An 18,571-nucleotide genomic window follows, 5' to 3' on the forward strand; every position below is an offset into this window, starting at 1 on the left:
CACTCGATGCGGACCAGGCTCGCGGGTTAGGGGAACCTTAGTCCAGACGTACCTGTGTCCGGGCTGGCAGTCCGGCCGTCCCGGACTGTCCTCCGGTGCTCGGCAGGTCTGCCAGCGTCCAGCGCGTCTCGGCTCGTCCCGCTGAAGCGAAGTCGCCTCGGGCCTTCGCATTAGCAGCTCGGTTAGCACCTGCCACCGGACGGGACGCGGCTTGGTCACCCTACAACCCAGCGGGCGCAGGAGCGCCATCTGCTGCATGGCCTCGATGTCCGGGCTGGCGCGTGCCGTTAGCGTGCCGCATTGAGCCAGGACAACGAGGGTCAACCAGGACCGCTGGAGACCGCAGTGACCGGGGCGCGGCTGGTCAGAAGACCGATCTTCGGCACTCCCAAGCTGCCGGTGCTGCTACCGGACGCGCCGGGCAGTCGGGATCGATTGCTGGTCTCAGTTGTGGTCTCATTCGCGCCCGTACGCGGTCGTCCGTGCCGGGGCCGACGGACAGCCGGACTGCTGGTTACGGCCACTGTCAGACCGGTCCGGACGCATGATCGCAGACCTCGAAAGCGTGTGAGGGTTCACGCCCTCCGCGGGTTCAAATCCCGCCGCCACCGCTCAGGAACAGCCCAAAACGCCCGGCGGGTCGGAGATGACCTGCCGGGCGTTCGGCGCCGGACCCTGGGCGCAGGGTCAGATTCCGCAGTTCGGGGCCGACCAGGTCTGGCTCGACTTGTGTGCGACGTGGGTGTGGTCGTTGTGCCCGGGGTAGCCGGGGCCGAGGATCTCCCGGAAGCCGTGGTGACGGGCGCGCTGGGCGAGGGTGCAGAGCGAGTGTGGGCCGGCGCCGAGGTCGACCGCGTCGCCGTAGAGGTGCCGGCTGGTCGCCGAGCCGCCGACCGCGTTGTTGCAGGCGTGGCTGCGGAAGGCGCTGGTCACGACGATCGGCTGGTCGCCCAGGGCGTGCCGCATGGCCTGGAGCTTCCACATGCTCACCAGGGCGTTCGCCCGGGCCTGGGAGGCCGAGACCGCACCGCCGGACCAGTTGGAGTTACAGTCGTTCAGCTCGGCGTAGCTGAAATTCTTCGGCGTGCAGTCGTTGTCCTGTAGGGCGTAGAGCCGGTCGAAGACCGCCGGGCCGGCGGTCTTGTTGTTGTCGAGGTTGTAGGCGTTCTTGAAGCGCTGCACGGCGTTCGCCGTCGCCGGGCCGAAGATTCCATCGATGGCGAGCACGTTGCCCTGGCCGGGGTAGCCGGAGATCCGGATCTGTAGCTGGCGGACGTCCTCACCGGACATTCCCTCCCGCAGAGTGCGGTTCCAGGTGTAGCAGCCGTCCGCGTGGGCCGGAGCGGCGGTGGTAACCGCCGCGACGAGGCTGGTCGTGGCAGCGAGGGTGAACGCGGCGACCAGTCTGACGGTGCGTCTGAGCATTTTGGACTCCAGACCGAAGGGGATGCGTACCGGTGATGGTGTCCACGACTTGCCCGCGTGTAAATATTTACCAGCATAACCGAAGGCCGCGAATAATACCTTCAGCTCGCCGCATGCCGGCCCACACCGCCACTGACCGGGCAGAACGCCCCGGCGAGTCGACAGCGGCCCTCCGGGCGCCCTGCCTCGTTGGCCAGTCTCATCTCCGGGTCTGGGGGGTGGGCGACCCGTCTGCTTCCCTCAGGCGGGGCAGGATGAGCGGTAGTGAGCGCTCGACGAAGCTCGTGACCCGCATGTCCGGCGGCTTCTCGGCCAGGTGCTGCGGGCTGAAGTGCTCGACCCGCGCGACCTCGTGCGTCTCGACCTGGACCGGTCCGTCGTACGAGCCGAGGAAGATGCCGACCATCTCCCGGTCCGGTGCCGAGTAGAACTTTCCGACGTACTCGAGCGGCACCTCGATGCCGAGCTCCTCCCGGAGCTCCCGCCGTGCACCCTCCTCGTACGTCTCTCCGCTGTGCAGGTGGCCGGCGGCGGCTCCGGACCAGTAGAGCGGGTACGCCTTCTTCTTCGCGGAGCGCTGGTGGAGCAGGAGCTCCCCGGACCTGTTGGCCAGCATCACGAACGCGACGCGGCAGATCAGCTCCCCCGTCGAGAATTCCTCCTTGGCGGCCTGGCCGACCACCTCGTCCTGTTCGTTGACGATGTCCCGCATCGCTGGTTCCTTCAAGGCGTCAGACCTTCCGCGCGATCATCTTGATGTGGCTGTGCACGTGTGGCGGGGTGTCGCTGTGCCCGACCTCCGGACGGTTGCGCTCGAAGTACAGGAGCGACTTCGGCCAATCCGCGTACGCGGAGACGACCACACCCTGCTCGGCGTCCGGATACGTCGGCACTACCTGGTGAACCGTCGGAACCGGGCTGAAGTCACTCCACAGCGAGACCGCGTTCACTCCGCCGGGCCGGGTCATCCGCTGCATCTTCCGGCACGCGGTCAGCTTGTCCGGGACGTAGTGCAGGACTCCGTGGCACATCACCAGGTCGAAGAGTCCGTCGGGCTCGAAGTCGACGATGTCGGCCTGGTGCACCGTGACCTGCACGCCGTTCTCGGCGGCGAACTGTCTGATTTTCCGTGCACCGGGTGCGGTCAGTTCGACCGCCTCGACGTCCCAGCCGAGCCGGGCGAGCCGGATCGCGTCGGCCCCTTCGCCGCTGCCCAGATCGATCGCCCGTCCCGGGCCGCGGGCGATGGCGTGCCGCAGCACCTGTTGCGCCATGAGTGAGGCGCCGTGGTCGTCGGGTGAGACCGAGTAGGCGTGCGGGACGTCCCACCAGTATCTCGGCGTCGACTCGTAGCGTGCGCCGAAGAACTCCTCGATCTCGTGCACAATCGTCACACCTCGATCGGAATGGAGACCATGAACTCGCTCTCGTCGTACAGTGCCGCCAGTTCGCGTACCGCGTCGGCCCGCGACGGATCGGCCGAGATCGCCTCGGAGAGTTCCCGGGCGCCGGTCACCCCGATCTCGACGTAGGCGGGTAGCAGATGCGAGAAGAAGGCGCGGTACTGGAGGCCCGCGAGCCCGTTGACGTAGAGTTCCCGGCCGGCCGAGTACCGATGTACGGTCGCGTCGGCCAAGCCGTCCTGCAAACGCCTGACCAACTCTTCCGGCCGCTGGCCCCGGCGTACCGCCTCCGCGACCGAGTCGGCGAGTTCCCCCTCGCCGTGGGCGCGCAGGTTGGCGCAGCCGATCCGGGCCGCCCGGCTGCGTTGGTTGATGGTCAGGCTGGCGTTCAGCATGCGCAGCGTGTTGGCGAGGACCTGACCGCGGCGGATCGTCATCAGACTCTCCACGCTCCACGAGAACATCTGGACGCTGGCGGGAAACCGATAGGTTGCCGGGAGCTCCTGCGCGAGAAGATAGAAGAACAGGTTCTCCTTGTCCGGATAGAAGAACCGGATGGTGTCCAGCAGCCGCGGGCGGTGTGGCAGTTCGGAGATCGCGAAGTCGTCGGCGAGTTCCCGACGGACGGCGGACTCGATCGTCTCCCTCGATATCTCGAACTCGCCGGTCAGGTTCTCCGCCGGGCGACTCCGTGAGTGGTCGAGCTGGTTGACGTAGCCGCTCACATGGGACGCCTTGCCCATCTCACGGGTCGAGTTGTGCGGCGTGTTGACCTGTAGCAACGGCTCGGGCCCGCGATCTCCCTGCCGCCAGGTCAGGATGACGATCGCGGCCAGCCAGTCGTCGCTGTTCCTGCCCTCGACCAGGACGCTGCGCCGGAAGCGTGCCGACCGGCAGACGAACGAGCCGGGCCTGCTGCCCGGAGCGCCGACCAGGACGACCTCGTGTTCCTCCCGGCTGCCCTCCACCACTTCCCGGAAGGCCGACTCCAGGTACTGATCCACCCGGTCCAGGAAGTCGATGAACAGTGCGCCCTGCTCCGCGCGGGAGGGCCGGGTGACCGCCAGTTGCACCACGCGCCGGTCCTCGGGCAGCGAGAAGATGCTTCCGACGAACGGGAGCTGGTGCGGATAGGTGTAGAGGCTCCAGCGGCCCGCCGTCCCCTGCCGCAGGAGTAGGGACATCACCCGCCGTTTCGTCCGGCCGCTGCGCCGGCTGCGCTCCTTGAGCGCCTGACCGGGATCGGGAAAATCGATCGAGAGGTCGTCGTGCACGAACGGGAGCAGCTCGTCGGCGAGGAAGACGATGTGCAGGTGGTCCCAGAACGCGTCCGGGCCGGACCGGCTCCGCTTGAGCGTCAACGCGTCTTCCAGACACTCCGCGACCCAGTCGTTGGTGACTCCGACGATGGTCGCCGAATGGGCATCGGCGAGTAGCCGGGTCAGCCGGTGCTCGCCCGCGCCGGAGTGCGTGGCCACCAGCGGGACCATCCGGTCCGGGCGGTGTGGGCGACGGAACGTCCGCGTCATCGAGAAACAGCCGGAGATCGCGACCGGTCAACGATCTGAAGATGGCTCGGGCCTTGGTCACGATCTCGGAGATCAGTCCACTGAAGCGTTCGTCGGCCCGGGCATAGCTGATAAAGGCATCGTACTCCCAAGGGTTGTCCCCCGGGCTCTGGATCACTTTCCGGTCCCTGTTGTCGATCGACTCGCGGTCGTCGTCGTACGGCGCTTTCGAGATCCGTTTCCCGCCGCTGGCGGTCAATCCGAAGAGCAGAGCCTAATCTGCGGCCCGGCAACCTGTCATCGATCGATCAGGGACAGTGCATGACGACATACCTCGGAAAGCCGCCTAAACGTGGTGGTCATTGATCGCCGTGAGATGCTGCGGTGGGTCTCCGGTTCGGCCCGGGTATTACGAGATCTGGAAAGTGATCTGACGTGCGCGGCGCCCGGCGGATCAACCTGTACGGATCCGCCGGGCGCCGTCGATCTCGGGTGCGGTTACGGTGTCCAGAGGCCGAGATCGATGGTCCGGGTCAGGGTCGCCCGGTCGTCGTCGCCGTCCAGCGACCAGATCATCGCGCCGCCGAGCCGCTCGGCCCGGATGTAGAGCATCTTCTGGAGCACGACGGCCGGATCGTCGTACGTCCAGAAGGTCGTACCGTCGTAGAGCCAGGCGGTGCCGGCGCGGAGGTCGCGGTAGACCCGGAAGCCGTCCTGGCCGACCTTGGTCTTCAGCACCTTGTAGTCCTCGTAGCCCGCCTCGAAGGTGGCCGGGGCGGCGCCGCCGGTGGAGGTGCCGAACAGACCGTTGCGCCCACCGGTCACCCCGGCCCAGCCACGCCCGTAGTACGGGATGCCCAGCACCAGCTTGCGGCGCTCGGCGCCCCGGTCGAGCCAGGCGTCGATGGTGCGGTCACCCGAGAAGTCCGGCTCGGTGGCTCCGGCCGGCACCCGGAGTGCGGACTGCTGGTTGGCGACCGGCTCCCAACTGCCGTGGAAGTCGTAGCCCTGCACGGTGGCGAAGTCCAGGTTCGTGAAGATTTTCCGCACCTCGTAGCCGGCGTCGATCGCGGCCGGGTTGGCCGGTACGAACGCGGTCAGCTCGTAGTGCTTGCGGGCCGGCCTGCCGAACGTGTCGAGCTGGCGGCGGAACTCGGCGACCAGGGCGGTGAAGTTCTGCTTGTCCTCGGGCCGGTAGACCGTGTCGACGTCACCGGCCGAGCCGGGCCACTCCCAGTCCAGGTCGATGCCGTCGAAGACCCCGGCGAGCGAGCCGGGTCCGCCGGCGCTGCCGTCCGGGTTGGGCAGGTTGCCCTTGAGATAGAGATCGATGCAGGAGGCGACGAACGTCCGGCGCGACTCCGGGGTCAGGGCGGCGTCCGAGAAGTGTGTCGACCAGCTCCAGCCGCCGAGCGAGATCAGCACCTTCAGGTCGGGGTGCAGCGCCTTGAGCTTCTGGAGCTGCCCGAAGTTGCCGTTGAGCGGCTCGCCCCAGGTGTCGGCGACGCCGTCCACGCTCTCCTCGGCGGGGACCGGCCGCTGGTAGTCGGCCCAGGCGTCGCCCTCGCCCGGCCCGCCGTCGACGTAGCAGCGGCCGTCCGGGCTGACGTTGCCGAAGGCGTAGTTGAGGTGGGTGAGCCGGCCGGCGGCGCCGGAGTCGTGGAGTTTCTTGATGGTGAAGGCCCGGCCGTAGATGCCCCACTGGGTGAAGTAGCCGACCTTGACGAAGTCGCCCCGCTGGCCGCCGTCGTGCCTGGCCGGCACGCCGGGGGCGGCCGAGGCAGGGGGTACGGCGATGCCGGCCAGCACGGCGGCGAGGGTGCCGACCGCGGTGGCGGTGCTGAGTCGACGGAGGACGGATCCGCGCATATGCACTCCTGGAAGGGGGATGGAGCGTCGGCAGAACAGTTAGGAAACTTTCCGGTGCTCTGAAAGGTATGGCCCGGAGGTGGGGTGGTCAAGTGTGCCGAGCCCTATCGCGTCGAAGGCGTCGCGGTGGGTAGTTAAAGAACATTTAGGAATCTGTACTGATCCACGTAGGAGGTGCCGACCGTACCCCTCGGTGGCTGCGACCGGGCAGCGGAACGAGGCGAGGGAGTGGTGTATGTACAGGCGACGCAGGACGACCGGCCGGGGGCGGAAGGTCTTCCTCGGTGTGGCGGCGGCGGCCCTGCTCGGCGGGGCGCTGGCCGTCGGCACCGGGCTCGGCAACGCGGGGGAGAGCTGCGCCGGCCTGGACACCGCCCTGCGTAACAACCTGACCTTCATCGCGGGGCAGCGTGCCAATCCCGACGCCCTCTCGGAGGCGCGGATCGCAAACCGGCAGGCCGTGGTCGACCTCATCCAGCAGCGCCGGGCCACCGCCGGCTGCACCGCCGACGTACGCGCGGACGCTCCTCCGCCGCCCGCCCGGCCACCCGCGGCCCCGGAGGCGCCACCCGCCCAGCCACCGGCAGCCCAGCCACCCGCCGCCCAGCCACCGGCCGACTCCGGCGGCGACGGCTCGGCCGGAGCGGGCGAGGTCGTCTGCAAGGGTTCCACCGTCACGCTTTTCAACGAGAATGCCGGGCCGGCGGCGTCGAGCGGCACGTTCCCGATCGGCACCACGCTGAAGGTGACCAACCTGGACAACAACAAGAGCGTCACGGTCAGGGTGACCAGCCCGTCGGGCAGTTGCGTACTGCTCAACAACGCGGCCTTCGAGCAGGTCCGGGAGCCGGGCAAGTTCCTGATCCGGCGGCCGGTGATCGAGCGGGTCGGCTGAGGGTCGGCCACGGGTGGCCCGGACCGACCCGCCGACCGGCCGGGCCACCCGTGGCCATCGTCCCCGGATCAGCATCCCCGGATCATCGTCCCCGGATCAGCTGGCTCACCGTGCGGATGCCAAGATGCACGAGGCCCGCCGCTCGGGCAATATGCGGCTATTGCCCTCTCCGTCATGCTATGGTCCTTCGGCCAGCCCGCTTGGTGGGCGAGCCTTCGTAGGAGTGGAAAGGGCACCGGGGTGGCCTCCGACCGTACGCTTCTCAGTCAGCCAACGTGGCGGCGCAGTTCCCGATGCGTGACCGAGCACCATTGCGTCGAGTTCACTCTTCTGGGTGACCAGGTCGCGCTGCGGAATTCCCAGCGCCCGGCGGACGTGCTGCTGATCGCTCCGGGCGGCTGGCGTGATCTCGTCGCCGCGATCAAGGACGGTTGCTTCGCTCCGCCGGGCTCGGTCGGATAGCCTGCCGGGGCGCCGTTCCTACTCCGTCGCGCGCGACTCCCGCCGACGCTGCGGGCGTACGACCTTGTCGGCGAGTGAGGTTGCCTTGTGCAGCCCGTTCCACGGCGGATTGACCGGGAAGTCGGGCGGCTCGTAGGCCCTCGAGGGCGGACCGGCCTTGACCGCGCAGAGATATTCCTCGTTGACCATGGCCATGAACCGGGCGGCCCGGGTACGCGGCTTGCGGTGCAGGTGCCAGTCGCCGTGCCGTTGCCAGAAGGAACGCGGGACCTCGCTGTCGAAGAACTGGGTGAGGAAGTGGCGTGCCTCGGGCTCGGTCAGGCCGCCTCGCTCCCAGGCCCGGGTCCAGGACTTGATGACGAGACTGCAGTAGTAGAACAGCCGCTCGTCCACCTGCTCCGGTGAGACCCGGGAACCCCAGCACTGGCAGTACTCCGGGTTCTCAATGGCGAGCTTCACGAGGTCGTCGGTGCGCTGGTAGACGGCCTGTATCCGCTCGTATCTGAAATGGTTGTACTGCACCGCGAGCGAGGCGGCGACGACCAGCAGGGCGAGCGCGGCCAGCAGTGCGGAGGCGGCGCCGTACGCCTGCCCGATGTCGCTAGCCTTCGAATAGTCGTCCTCGTCGCGGTAGAGCCGGTTCAGGATGGCCGGGGACACCGTTGCGACGAGTAGCGTTGCGCCGAGGAGGACCGTCGACGCGATGAGAAGAATCGGGCGACTGAGTTTGCGGCCCAGGTCGCCCATGCCGTGGGTCTCGCGAACCGCCATCCTCGACTCCTCCGTGGGAACGGGTCAGATGACGATTCTGCCGGGCGGATTCCGATGATTTCCCGTGTCATGCATGTTCATTCAACAAACCGAACCGGTGGGCCCGTAGACTGTCCGACATCATGTCACGCAATCCGTGGAACTTCCATTCGCTCCCTCTGGATCACATTGAAATCCATAAACGCCGTAGTCCCATGTCGGTCGCGGCCCGGCGGTCGGTAGCACGCCGGTGCGACGAGCCTGCGTTTCGGAGGGGTGCAGGAGCCGGTGTGAAAGCCGGTGTGGTCAGCAGGTCCCGAAGCCCTCGTCGAAGAGGCGCTGCGCGTAGTCGGCGTACCCGGCGATGGTCTTCCGCACCGTCCGCCCGTCGTGGAGGAAGAGATAGGCCCGGTCACCCTGCCTCGCCAGCAGGCCGTCGTATCGGTAGGTGCCGGGAGGTGCGGTCAGCCGGGTGGCGGCCGGATAGGCGGCCTCGGCCTGGTCGACCGGGGTGCCGGCGGTGACGCCCTCCGGGGTACGCACGGGCGGGCTGGCCCAGAGCAGCACCAGCCGGTCGTCGGCGAAGACCGGACTGACCGTGGACGGCCCGGTCAGGCTCGGACCGCAGGCCGGAGCCGACCCGGCGTCGAGCCGACCCCGGCGGAGCAAATCCTGCTCGGTGTCGCCGAACTCGATGTCGCGGACGCCCTTGAGATGGAGCACGTCCGGTCCGTACGCGGGTTTCGCCGCCGGCTCGTCCGAGACCGTCCGGTACGCATGACAGAGCGCGACCGCGCCCGCCACGAGCACCGCCACGATCCGTACGACTCTACGTGCCTCCATTGTGACCCCCCGGTGGACAAGCGTAGTTTATCCCTGATTGGTCCGAATAGCCGGGGTGGTCCGATCGAAGCCCAGGGCATCCACAACCTGTGGATAGCACATGTGTACGACTGACAGGGCGGTACCACGCCGTCGGCGACGTGCAGGTCGACGTCGCTGCCGGGCCGGTGCGGGCCGGCGACGGATCACCGGGCGGGGAGCGCGTCCTTTGTCACCAGTCGGCCCTGTGCGGCACAGAGCCGGTAGACGTCCAGCCTGGGTTGCAGCACCTCGCCGTGCGCGCGGTAGTACCGGCACTCGGCGCCGGAGGGCACCGACAGCGGGTCCGGCTCCGGTGGATCCAGCATCTCCCGGCGGGGCAGTGACGGAAGGACGTCCGCCCAGTCCTGACCGATCCGCAGTTCCGCGTACCGGCCCGGAGTAAGCACCGAGTTGCTGGTCGCATAGAGGTAGTAGCCGACGGCGGCGCCGCCGAGCGTCGTCGCGAGCGCGGCCAGCACCATCGTCGCGGCAACCAGCCCACGCCGGGCCTCCCGGTGCACCAGACGCCGCCGCTCGGCGGCGGACGCGGCGGCGGGGGCGGACGCGGCGGCGGGGGCGGACGCGGCGGCGGGGGCGGACGCGGGGGCGGGAGCGGTGACGGTGGGCACCGGCACCGGTGTCCATGCGATGCCGGGACGGTTGCCGTCAGCGGAGGGGCTGGGCAGTCGGGCGACGACCTCGAAGCCACCGTCCCGTTCGCCGGTGTGCAGGGTGCCGCCCGCCAGGCGTACCCGCTCATGGAGCCCGACCAGGCCGCGCCCGGCGCGGGACGTGCCCGGCGCGGGCCGTGCCACACCGGTCGGCAGGCCGTTCCAGATGCTGACCAGCAGCGTCCCGTCATCCTGAGGACCGAGCCGGACGGTGACCCGGGCGCCCGGCGCGTGCTTGTTGGCGTTGGTCAACGACTCCTGCACCACCCGGTAGGCCGCCCGCTCCACCAACGGCGGTAGCCGCTCTGACCCTCCCGCCTTGTGCCGCCCGGCTCCCGCCTTGCGCCGCCCGGCTCCCGCCTTGTGTGGTCCGGCTCCCGTCGCGTGCAGTTCGACCGGCATCCCCGCCGCCCGTGCCCGGTCCACGAGTGCGGCGACGCTCTCGGAACCCTGCTGGTGCGCCGGACCCGGCCGGCACCACGGGTCTCCGGATACCGGGTCGATGCCGGGTTCGCCAGGCACCGCATCGTCCCGCAGCACGTCGATGATCTCCCGCAACTGCCCGGTGGCGGTGGCTGCGCCGGCCCGCAGACCGCCGGCGACCGCCCGGGTCCGCTCGTCCAGGCAGGGCGCCAGCTCCAGCGCGCCGGCCCGGAGCGCGAGCAGGCTCAGCTCGTGACCGAGCGAGTCGTGCATGTCCTCGGCGATCCGGGCCCGCTCACGGAGCCGTACCTCGCGGGCCAGCATCCGTTGTTCGCGTTCGAGCTGCTCGGCCTGCTCCCAACCGGCCGCGACCAGTGCGCGCTGGAGTCGCCGGTATCGGCCGACCAGCCACGGAACAGGCCGGCGTAGACCAGCGCACCGGCCATCGTCACCCAGGGTACGAAGCCGGACCAGCTCAGCACCAGCGGAGTGCCCAGCACCGCCAGGGCGGAGAAGCTCACCGCCGCCGGCCAGATCCGGGCGGTGCGCCGACCGAGCAGGTAGCTGACCAGCGGCAGGCCGAGGCAGAAATTGCCGTCCAGGACGCAGAGCAACACCACGGCGAAGAGCGGGACCAGTGGCAGGCGGCGCCGCACCGCGACCGCGCCGCCCCAGACCACCAGGCCGCCGAGCAGAAGCCCGACCGGGTACGCCCGGTGCCCGGTCCAGGCGGAGGCCACCACAGCGGCCAACGGTGCCCAGAGCAGCAGGCCCCGGAACAGTGTCCCGTAGACCGAGCCGTCACCGGCCCAGAGGCGCCGGTCCGGCTCGCTCGTCACTGCCGGACCAATCACTGCCGGACCGGTCACTGCCGGACCGGTCACTGCTGGGCCGGTCACTGCTGGGCCGGTCACTGCTGGGCCGGTCACTGCCGGATCCGCCTGGGCCGGATCGGCCTGGGCCGGATCCGCCTGCGCCACTCCGAATCTCGCACCCCGCCGACGGTACGCAGCCGGCCAGATCCCGGCCTCCGGGACGCCGTCCCGCCGACCCGGAAATGGCGGCGGCGCGAACCCTGAGAAAGGTCAGGGTCGGCGGTTGACCATCGGGCGCATCGGGCGGGCTGCCCGGCTTCGTAGTTTCGGTCCCATGCTGACGACCGACGCCGGGCTGAGTACTGCCCAGGTTGCCGAACGAATCGCGGCGGGGCAGGTGAACGACGTACCAGTGCGGTCCGGACGGACCGTTGCGGAGATCGTCAGGGCGAACCTCCTCACCCGGATCAACGCCATCATGGGCGTGCTGTTCGGGATGATCCTCGTGGTCGGCCCGATCCAGGACGCCCTCTTCGGCGGCGTGATCATCGCCAACACCCTGATCGGCGTCGTCCAGGAGCTACGGGCCAAGCGCACCCTGGACCGGCTGGCGATCGTCGGTGCGGCCCGCCCGGTCGTCCGCCGGGACGGTCTGGCCGTCGAGGTGGCCGCCGCCGACCTGGTGCTGGACGACCTGATCGAGCTCGGGCACGGCGACCAGATCGCCGTCGACGGGGTGGTGACCGAGGCCGAACAGCTCGAGGTCGACGAGTCGCTGCTGACCGGCGAGGCCGAGCCGGTGGTCAAGCAGGTCGGTGACCTGCTCCTCTCCGGCAGCTTCGTCGCGGCCGGCGGGGGCGCGATGCGTGCCGGCAAGGTCGGCCGGACGGCGTACGCGGCCCGGCTCGCCGAGGAGGCCAGCCGGTTCACGCTGGTCAACTCGGAACTGCGTGGCGGACTCAACACCATCCTCCGGTTCGTCACCTGGCTGATCGTGCCGACCGGGCTGGCCCTGATCGTCAGCCAGTATCTGGTCAACGCCGACGACCTGCCGGAGGCGGTCCGGCGGATGGTCGCCGGGCTGGTCCCGATGGTGCCGGAAGGGCTGGTCCTGCTCACCTCGGTCGCCTTCGCGGTCGGGGTGATCCGGCTCGGCCGGCGGCGCTGCCTGGTGCAGGAGCTGCCGGCGATCGAAGGGCTCGCCCGGGTCAGCGTGGTCTGCCTGGACAAGACGGGCACGCTCACCGATGCCGCGATGGCGGTGACCGAGGTACGCCACCTCGACCCCGCCGCCCCGGTGCCGGAGCTGCTCGGTCTGCTCGGTGCGGCCGACGAGCGGCCGAACGCCAGCCTGCGCGCGATCGCCGACGCGTACCACCCGGCGCCGGAGGGATGGCGGATCGAGGAGCGGATCCCCTTCTCCTCGGCCCGAAAGTGGAGCGGTGCCACCGTCACCGACCCGTCCGGGGACAGCGCCCGATGGCGGCTCGGCGCTCCGGACGTGCTGCTGCCGGCCGGCCATCCCGTGCTCGCCGAGGCGGACGCGTACGGTGCCCGCGGCCTCCGGGTGCTCCTGCTGACGTGCTTGGAAGGGGCCCTTCTACAACAGAAAGCGATAAGCGGGGGCCCTTCCTTGCACCCCGTCGCGCTGGTGGTGCTGGCGCAGCGGGTGCGGCCGGAGGCGGCCCGGACGTTGCGCTACTTCGCCGGGCAGGGGGTGGCGGTGAAGGTGCTCTCCGGAGACAACGCCCTCTCGGTGGGCGCGGTCGCCCGTACCCTCGGGTTGCCCGGCGCCGAGCATCCGGTCGACGCCCGGACGCTACCCACCGATCCGGCGGAGCTCGCCGAGGTGGTACGCCGGCACACCGTCTTCGGCCGGGTCGGGCCGCAGCAGAAGCGGGGCCTGGTCGCCGCGCTCCAGGCTGCCGGCGAGACGGTGGCGATGACCGGCGACGGGGTCAACGACGTACTCGCGCTCAAGGACGCCGACATCGGGGTGGCGATGGGCTCGGGCAGCCCGGCCAGCCGGGCGGTGGCCCAGATCGTGCTGCTGGACAACGACTTCGGCGCGCTGCCGGCGGTGGTCGCCGAGGGGCGGCGGGTGATCGGCAACATCGAGCGGGTCGCGAACCTCTTCCTGACCAAGACGGTCTACTCGGTGCTGCTCGCCGTCGTCGTGGTGTTGAGCCAGGTGCCGTATCCGTTCCTGCCCCGGCATCTGACCATCATCTCGTCGCTGACCATCGGCATTCCCGCGTTCTTCCTGGCGCTGGCGCCCAACTCGGAGCGGGCCCGGCCGGGGTCCGTGGGCCGGGTGCTGCGGTTCGCCGTGCCGGCCGGGGTGGTGGCGATGGGGGCCACGATCACGTCGTACCTCTTCGCCCGGAGCGTCTACGACGGCGTCGGCGGCCACGGCGGCGACCTGGCGGCGGAGACCTCGGCGGCGACGCTGACCCTCTTCCTGGTCGGGCTCTGGGCGGTGGCGATCATCGCCCGGCCGTACACCTGGTGGCGGGTCCTGCTGGTGCTGGCCCTCGGGTGTGCGTTCACGGTCATCCTGGTGGTGCCGTTCCTCCAGGAGTTCTTCCAGTTGAGCCTGGTCGGGGTGGTGGCGCCGGGCGCGGCGGTGGGTCTGGCGGTCGCCGCCGGGCTGGCCCTGGAGGTGATCCGGGCCGGGCTGCGCCGCTCCGGCGCCGACACCCCGGCGGTACGCCACGAGTAGCGGCAAGGCGATCTGCGCCACGCCCCCGGCCGGACTGGTCCGGGTCGCCGCCTTCGGGGTGCTCGACTCCACCACCCCGAAGAGCGCGGTCGCGCGCTGCCCGGCCGGCAAGCGGGTGCACGGCATCGGCGGCGAGATCGACAACGATCAGGGCGAGGTGCGGATGACCGCGATGTGGGCCTCGACGTCGAGCACGGTCACCGTGACCGGCGCGGAGGAGGAGGGCGGCTACGGCAACAGCTGGGCCGTCCGGGCGTACGCCATCTGCGCCTGACCCGGTGACAGCTCGTGCTTCCGGTGGGCGGCCTCCGACCGGGGGCCCCGCCCACCGGGAGCCTCTGCGGGGGAAGGTTCCCGGTGAACGTCGCCGGCACCCAGGAACGACAGACGGCCCCTGCCCTGACGGGAGGGACCGTACGGTGCTCGTGTCGTCCCGGGCGGCTACCCGGGCGGGTGCGATCAGCCCTGCCGATAGCGCTCGTTCTGGCGCAGGGCCTCGGCGAGTTGGTCCTCGAGAATGATGATGCGGCAGGCGGATGCCATGTCGGTGCCCTGGTCGCACAGCTCCCGCGCCCGCGCGGCCAGCCGCAGTTGGTAGCGGGAGTAGCGGCGGTGCCCACCACCGGAGCGGTACGGGTCGATCAGTTTCGCTTCGCCGAGCCGGCGCAGGAAATCCGGCGAGCAACCCACGATTTCCGCTGCGCGGCCCATCGTGTATGCCGGGTAGTCCTCGTCATCGAGCATGTCGTCGGGTTGCGCCAATGAAACCTCCATCACGAGGGCCCCGGCGCTGGAAAGCGCCGGGGCCCAAGGGTTACGGGTCAGAAACACCATCTACCGGCAGGAGTGCCGGCTTGTCGTATCCGCACCGCCCGTGCGAGACGGGAACGGGTGCGAGGATCGCATAAGCGTGACCGGAGACCACCTCACGTTCGATGGAGACTGCGGTGTCCGCGCCCAACCCAGAACCGCGGCCGGCAGCGGGCGATCCAACGGTGTACGAGCCCTCCCTTTCCTCTGACTTCCTCTGTCGTACTCCGTGCTGTCCGCCGGTGTCGGAGCCCACGCGACTTCATGGCCCCGTGCACGTGCGACGGACGTTCCTTGCCTCGGGCGGAGCCCCGAATACCGCATCGGCCCCACCCGCTCTCACGCCCGGTCGTGCAGCACGTCCGGGCACCACCTTCCAACTACTCGTGCGTCCTGCTCAACTGCGATGGAACTCTGTTGCCTAGCGAGCGGAACCGGAACATGCCGCGGCCCTGCTCCTTCGTCCTCGGACGGGACGGTTACGTCGGCGTCTTTTCTTCATCCTTGACTTCAGGAAGACTAGCCAACGGCGGCGAGCATGTCTACTAGTTAGCGCATAGATTTTCTCGCCCTGCGCGGGCAGCTCTCCGCCGCGTGGCTACCTGCTCGGACCCGCACCACGACCGGTAGGCATGGCGGGACCTGTCGACGTGGAGAGTGCGGGATCGTCGAACCGAGACGGACCCGAGGCCGGAACTGAGATGGGAACCGAGATCAGACAAAGAACGCCCGGCGGGTCCCCTGGGGGATCTGCCGGGCGTTTCTGCTGCTCAGGTGAGCGGAGGATACGAGATTCGAACTCGTGAGGGTGTGAACCCAACACGCTTTCCAAGCGTGCGCCCTAGGCCTCTAGGCGAATCCTCCGTCCGACAGGATACAGGCTCCCCACCGCGCGCCCAGCCCGCCGGTCCCCCGAAGATCCGCCGAACCCTACCCGGGTACACTCGACCGTACCCCCCGTGTGGCGTTACCTCGTGAACCTCCCCAGGGCCGGAAGGCAGCAAGGATAAGCGAGCTCTGGCGGGTGCACGGGGGGCCTTGTCGTTCCTGGCCAGGGCAGGGGCCGCCGGGTCGGTCCGGCGTGCCGGTCGACGGGCCGGCACCCTCCCACGATCATCCCCGGCCTCGCCACCCGGCACACCGTCCCGCATGACCGGCGTCGAACACATGACTGGCGTCGAACACGTGACCGGTGTGGAAAACGTCGGGCGCGCGTGACAGCCTGGCACCCGGCAGCGTGGCGGCGGGTGGAGAATGGCCCGGTCGAGAGGAGGCGGGACGGGTGGCACTGGCGCTCTACCGCAAGTACCGGCCCCGCACGTTCGCCGAGGTGATCGGCCAGGAGCACGTCACCGAGCCGCTCTCCCAGGCGCTGCGCACCGGCCGGCTGCACCACGCGTACCTCTTCTCCGGCCCGCGTGGTTGCGGCAAGACCTCCAGCGCCCGGATCCTGGCCCGCTCGCTCAACTGCGCGCAGGGGCCGACCCCGGAGCCCTGCGGCGTCTGCGACTCCTGCAGGAGCCTGGCCGTCGACGGGGCCGGCTCGATCGACGTGATCGAGATCGACGCGGCCAGCCACGGCGGCGTGGACGACGCCCGCGAGCTGCGCGAACGCGCCTTCTTCGCGCCGGCCAGCAGCCGGTTCAAGATCTATGTGATCGACGAGGCGCACATGGTCTCGACCCAGGGCTTCAACGCCCTGCTCAAGCTGGTCGAGGAGCCCCCGGAGTACGTCAAGTTCATCTTCGCCACCACCGAGCCGGAGAAGGTCCTTGGCACGATCAAGTCGCGGACCCACCACTACCCGTTCCGGCTGATCCCGCCGGGCGTGCTCCGCCCCTACCTCGAACAGCTCGCCTCGGCCGAGGGCGTCAAGATCGAGCCCGCCGTCTTCCCGCTCGTCGTCCGGGCCGGCGGTGGCAGCGCCCGGGACTCGCTCTCGGTGCTCGACCAGCTCATCGCCGGTGCCGGCCCCGAGGGGGTCAGCTACGCCCGCGCGGTCGCGCTGCTCGGGGTGACCGACGTCGCCCTGATCGACGAGATGTGCGACGCGCTCGCCGCCGGTGACGGCGCCGCCGCGTACGCCACGATCGACCGGGTCGCCGAGGCCGGGCACGATCCGCGGCGGTTCGCCGCCGACCTGCTCGAGCGCCTTCGTGACCTGATCGTGCTGCGCCAGGTGCCGGACGCGGTCGCCAAGGGCCTGATCGACGGCCCGGCCGACCAGATCGAGCGGATGGCCGCCCAGGCCGAACGACTCGGCCCGGCCACCCTCTCCCGCTGCGCCGACATCGTGCACAACGGCCTGGTCGAGATGCGTGGGACTACCGCCCCCCGGCTGCTGCTCGAACTGATCTGTGCCCGGATGCTGCTGCCCGGCGCCGAGGACTCCACCGGCAGCCTCCTGCAGCGCCTCGAGCGCATGGAGCGCCGGCTGACCCTCTCCGGCGACGGCGACCCGGCCGCACCGGTCGCCCCGGCCCGGCCACCGGCCACCGCCAGCACCCCGGCCGCCGACCCGGGCCCGCCGCCCGCCGCCGGTCCCGCGCCGTCGGCCGCCGCGAGCGCCCCGCCGGTCGCGCCACCTCCGGGCGTACGCGAAACTGCCGCACCCGGGGCCGGCCAGGCGCCGGCCGGACCGGTCGGGGAGGTGCCGGCCGACCCGGAGCCGCCGGCCCGGCGTCCGGTGCCCCCGGAGGCGGTGATGCCCGACCCGGCCACCCCGGATCCGGTGCCGGGCGGCGCCGCGCCCACCGGTGAGCTGGATGCCGCCGCCATCCGCCGGGTCTGGGGCGATGTCGTCGGCATGGTCAATCGCAGCAACAAGCGGATCGCCGCCCTGATGCGCGACGCCGTCGTCCGTGACCTCGACGGCGACACCCTGGTGCTGACCGTCAAGTCGCCGGTCCTGGCCCAGATGCTCGCCAACGCCGCCGATGTGCTCACCGACGCCCTCTACGAGGAGTTGGGTGGTCGCTGGCAGATCCGCTGCGAGGTCGCCGGAGAGCAACGCGGGCCGGTTCCGGCCGCCCCGCCGCGCCAGGCGACCGGCGGCGGGCCGGCGGCGAACGGTGCTCCGCCGCGCGGCAACGGCGCGACCCCGGCCGGTGGTGGCCGGCGGGCTACCGCCGATCGGGAGCGCTCGGCCGGTGGGTCCGGTTCGGCCGGTGGTGGGTCCGGCTCGGCCGGCGGGGAGGGCTCGGCGGCCGGTGCGGGCGGCTCGCGGGCCGGCACCGATGACGACGACTGGCCGGAACCGGCCCGACCCGGTGGCGCCGCGCCGAGCGACGCGTCCGCCGATGACGACTGGCCGGCGCCGACCCCGCCCGGTGGCGCCGGTCCGGCTTCCGCCCCGGGCGCCGGTCCGGCTTCCGCCCCGGGCGCCGGTCCGGCTTCCGCCCCGGGCGCCGGTCCGGCTTCCGCCCCGGGCGCCGGTCCGGGTTCCGTCCCCGGCCCCGGAGGTCCCGCCGGCAGTGCCGGTGCGCCGGCCGGCGGGGCCGGTACCGCGTCCGGCGTCACGGGCGGCGGGCGTGCCGCACCGGCGTCCGGTGGCACCCGTCCGCCGACCGCCGGCGGCGTTGCTTCCGCCGGCAGTGCCGGTTCCGCCGGCAGCGCCGGGCTCGCGGCGGCCCGCGCGGCGGCGGCCGGCGTCCGGCCCCGACCCGGCCCCGCCCCCGAGCGGACGGCGGACCGGGACTGGGCCGGCGAGCCGCCCTACGACCCCGACTACGACGGTCGGCGCCCGTCCGCGGCCGGCCACGACGGCTCCCGCCCGTCCACCGTCGGTTACGAGGGCTTCGATCCGGGTGACGAACCTCTCGACGAGGTGATCGACGAGCGGACCGCCCGCCAGACCAGCGAGCAGCAGGCGGTGCAACTGCTGCAGCAGACCCTGGGCGCGGAGCGGATCGGCGAGATCGACCTCAAGTAGTCGGTACCGAGCCACGCGTTGAT

At 70.7% G+C, this 18,571-nt stretch carries 15 protein-coding genes, 1 tRNA gene and 1 other RNA gene; 6 read left to right on the forward strand and 11 right to left on the reverse strand.

Going from position 1 to position 18,571, the window contains the following annotated elements; all coding sequences use genetic code 11:
- Positions 1–687 precede the first annotated feature (687 nt).
- From ACN27G_RS32660 to ACN27G_RS32680, 5 genes are all read right to left on the reverse strand, one after another.
- Positions 688–1,425: a D-Ala-D-Ala carboxypeptidase family metallohydrolase gene (locus tag ACN27G_RS32660; RefSeq protein WP_421496504.1), complete on the reverse strand. Its 738-nt coding sequence runs from the start codon at positions 1,423–1,425 to the stop codon at positions 688–690.
- A 199-nt stretch (positions 1,426–1,624) separates the two neighbouring features.
- A complete protein-coding gene (locus ACN27G_RS32665) occupies positions 1,625–2,137 on the reverse strand; it encodes an NUDIX hydrolase (protein WP_421496505.1) in 513 nt (170 codons plus the stop codon).
- Between the two features lie 19 nt (positions 2,138–2,156).
- Positions 2,157–2,819, reverse strand: a complete 663-nt coding sequence (locus ACN27G_RS32670) for a class I SAM-dependent methyltransferase (protein ID WP_421496506.1) — start codon at positions 2,817–2,819, stop codon at positions 2,157–2,159.
- Positions 2,816–4,306: a hypothetical protein gene (locus ACN27G_RS32675; RefSeq protein ID WP_421496507.1), complete on the reverse strand. Its 1,491-nt coding sequence runs from the start codon at positions 4,304–4,306 to the stop codon at positions 2,816–2,818. The genes ACN27G_RS32670 and ACN27G_RS32675 overlap by 4 nt, the downstream gene beginning before the upstream one ends.
- Before the next feature lie 528 nt (positions 4,307–4,834).
- Positions 4,835–6,205, reverse strand: coding sequence for a glycoside hydrolase family 18 protein (locus tag ACN27G_RS32680; RefSeq protein WP_421496508.1), 1,371 nt, complete (start codon positions 6,203–6,205; stop codon positions 4,835–4,837).
- Positions 6,206–6,440: 235 nt separating this feature from the next.
- Here ACN27G_RS32680 and ACN27G_RS32685 point away from each other — a divergent pair, with 235 nt between their 5' ends.
- Entirely contained in the window at positions 6,441–7,100 is a 660-nt protein-coding gene (locus ACN27G_RS32685; RefSeq protein ID WP_421496509.1) for a hypothetical protein, read from the forward strand.
- Between the two features lie 174 nt (positions 7,101–7,274).
- The gene (locus ACN27G_RS32690; RefSeq protein ID WP_421496510.1) at positions 7,275–7,562 is read left to right on the forward strand and encodes a DUF397 domain-containing protein; all 288 of its coding nucleotides are present in this window, start codon (positions 7,275–7,277) and stop codon (positions 7,560–7,562) included.
- A gap of 18 nt (positions 7,563–7,580) precedes the next feature.
- Here the strand turns inward: ACN27G_RS32690 and ACN27G_RS32695 are convergent, their stop codons facing one another.
- The 4 genes from ACN27G_RS32695 to ACN27G_RS32710 all read right to left on the reverse strand — a co-directional run bounded on the left by ACN27G_RS32695 (position 7,581) and on the right by ACN27G_RS32710 (position 11,109).
- Positions 7,581–8,333: a DUF6082 family protein gene (locus ACN27G_RS32695; RefSeq protein ID WP_421496511.1), complete on the reverse strand. Its 753-nt coding sequence runs from the start codon at positions 8,331–8,333 to the stop codon at positions 7,581–7,583.
- A gap of 285 nt (positions 8,334–8,618) precedes the next feature.
- Positions 8,619–9,155 (reverse strand): hypothetical protein, encoded by a 537-nt coding sequence (locus ACN27G_RS32700; RefSeq protein ID WP_421496512.1) that lies wholly within the window; start codon positions 9,153–9,155, stop codon positions 8,619–8,621.
- Positions 9,156–9,340: 185 nt separating this feature from the next.
- Positions 9,341–10,594, reverse strand: coding sequence for a sensor histidine kinase (locus ACN27G_RS32705; protein WP_421496513.1), 1,254 nt, complete (start codon positions 10,592–10,594; stop codon positions 9,341–9,343).
- The gene (locus ACN27G_RS32710) at positions 10,516–11,109 is read right to left on the reverse strand and encodes a hypothetical protein (protein WP_421496514.1); all 594 of its coding nucleotides are present in this window, start codon (positions 11,107–11,109) and stop codon (positions 10,516–10,518) included. Before ACN27G_RS32710 ends, ACN27G_RS32705 begins: the two co-directional genes overlap by 79 nt.
- Positions 11,110–11,419: 310 nt before the next feature.
- Between ACN27G_RS32710 and ACN27G_RS32715 the strand changes: the two genes are divergently transcribed.
- Both ACN27G_RS32715 and ACN27G_RS32720 read left to right on the forward strand, forming a co-directional pair.
- Positions 11,420–13,807 carry an HAD-IC family P-type ATPase gene (locus tag ACN27G_RS32715; RefSeq protein ID WP_421496515.1) on the forward strand — a complete coding sequence of 796 codons (2,388 nt, stop codon included), beginning with the start codon at positions 11,420–11,422 and terminating at the stop codon, positions 13,805–13,807.
- 58 nt (positions 13,808–13,865) lie between these two features.
- A complete protein-coding gene (locus ACN27G_RS32720) occupies positions 13,866–14,081 on the forward strand; it encodes a hypothetical protein (RefSeq protein WP_421496516.1) in 216 nt (71 codons plus the stop codon).
- A gap of 185 nt (positions 14,082–14,266) precedes the next feature.
- On the opposite strand, the gene ACN27G_RS32725 is transcribed toward ACN27G_RS32720, so the two are convergent.
- Complete coding sequence (locus tag ACN27G_RS32725; protein ID WP_421497547.1) at positions 14,267–14,551, reverse strand: MerR family transcriptional regulator; 285 nt, start codon at positions 14,549–14,551, stop codon at positions 14,267–14,269.
- An 845-nt stretch (positions 14,552–15,396) separates the two neighbouring features.
- Positions 15,397–15,481, reverse strand: a tRNA-Ser gene (locus ACN27G_RS32730).
- An 87-nt stretch (positions 15,482–15,568) separates the two neighbouring features.
- Here ACN27G_RS32730 and ffs point away from each other — a divergent pair.
- Positions 15,569–15,658: signal recognition particle sRNA small type (ffs, locus tag ACN27G_RS32735), an RNA gene on the forward strand.
- 241 nt (positions 15,659–15,899) lie between these two features.
- Positions 15,900–18,548, forward strand: coding sequence for a DNA polymerase III subunit gamma and tau (locus ACN27G_RS32740; RefSeq protein WP_421496517.1), 2,649 nt, complete (start codon positions 15,900–15,902; stop codon positions 18,546–18,548).
- The last annotated feature ends 23 nt before the right edge of the window (positions 18,549–18,571 follow it).

Source organism: Plantactinospora sp. WMMB334, from assembly GCF_049179095.1.
Classification (GTDB): Bacteria; Actinomycetota; Actinomycetes; order Mycobacteriales; family Micromonosporaceae; genus Plantactinospora.

Coding starts and splice junctions, on each gene's coding strand:
- ACN27G_RS32660 (WP_421496504.1), bottom strand. CDS start 1,425: ATGCTCAGACGCACCGTCAGACTGGTCGCCGCGTTCACCCTCGCTGCC.
- ACN27G_RS32665 (WP_421496505.1), bottom strand. CDS start 2,137: ATGCGGGACATCGTCAACGAACAGGACGAGGTGGTCGGCCAGGCCGCC.
- ACN27G_RS32680 (WP_421496508.1), bottom strand. CDS start 6,205: ATGCGCGGATCCGTCCTCCGTCGACTCAGCACCGCCACCGCGGTCGGC.
- ACN27G_RS32685 (WP_421496509.1), top strand. CDS start 6,441: ATGTACAGGCGACGCAGGACGACCGGCCGGGGGCGGAAGGTCTTCCTC.
- ACN27G_RS32690 (WP_421496510.1), top strand. CDS start 7,275: ATGCTATGGTCCTTCGGCCAGCCCGCTTGGTGGGCGAGCCTTCGTAGG.
- ACN27G_RS32695 (WP_421496511.1), bottom strand. CDS start 8,333: ATGGCGGTTCGCGAGACCCACGGCATGGGCGACCTGGGCCGCAAACTC.
- ACN27G_RS32700 (WP_421496512.1), bottom strand. CDS start 9,155: ATGGAGGCACGTAGAGTCGTACGGATCGTGGCGGTGCTCGTGGCGGGC.
- ACN27G_RS32705 (WP_421496513.1), bottom strand. CDS start 10,594: ATGCTGGCCCGCGAGGTACGGCTCCGTGAGCGGGCCCGGATCGCCGAG.
- ACN27G_RS32715 (WP_421496515.1), top strand. CDS start 11,420: ATGCTGACGACCGACGCCGGGCTGAGTACTGCCCAGGTTGCCGAACGA.
- ACN27G_RS32725 (WP_421497547.1), bottom strand. CDS start 14,551: ATGCTCGATGACGAGGACTACCCGGCATACACGATGGGCCGCGCAGCG.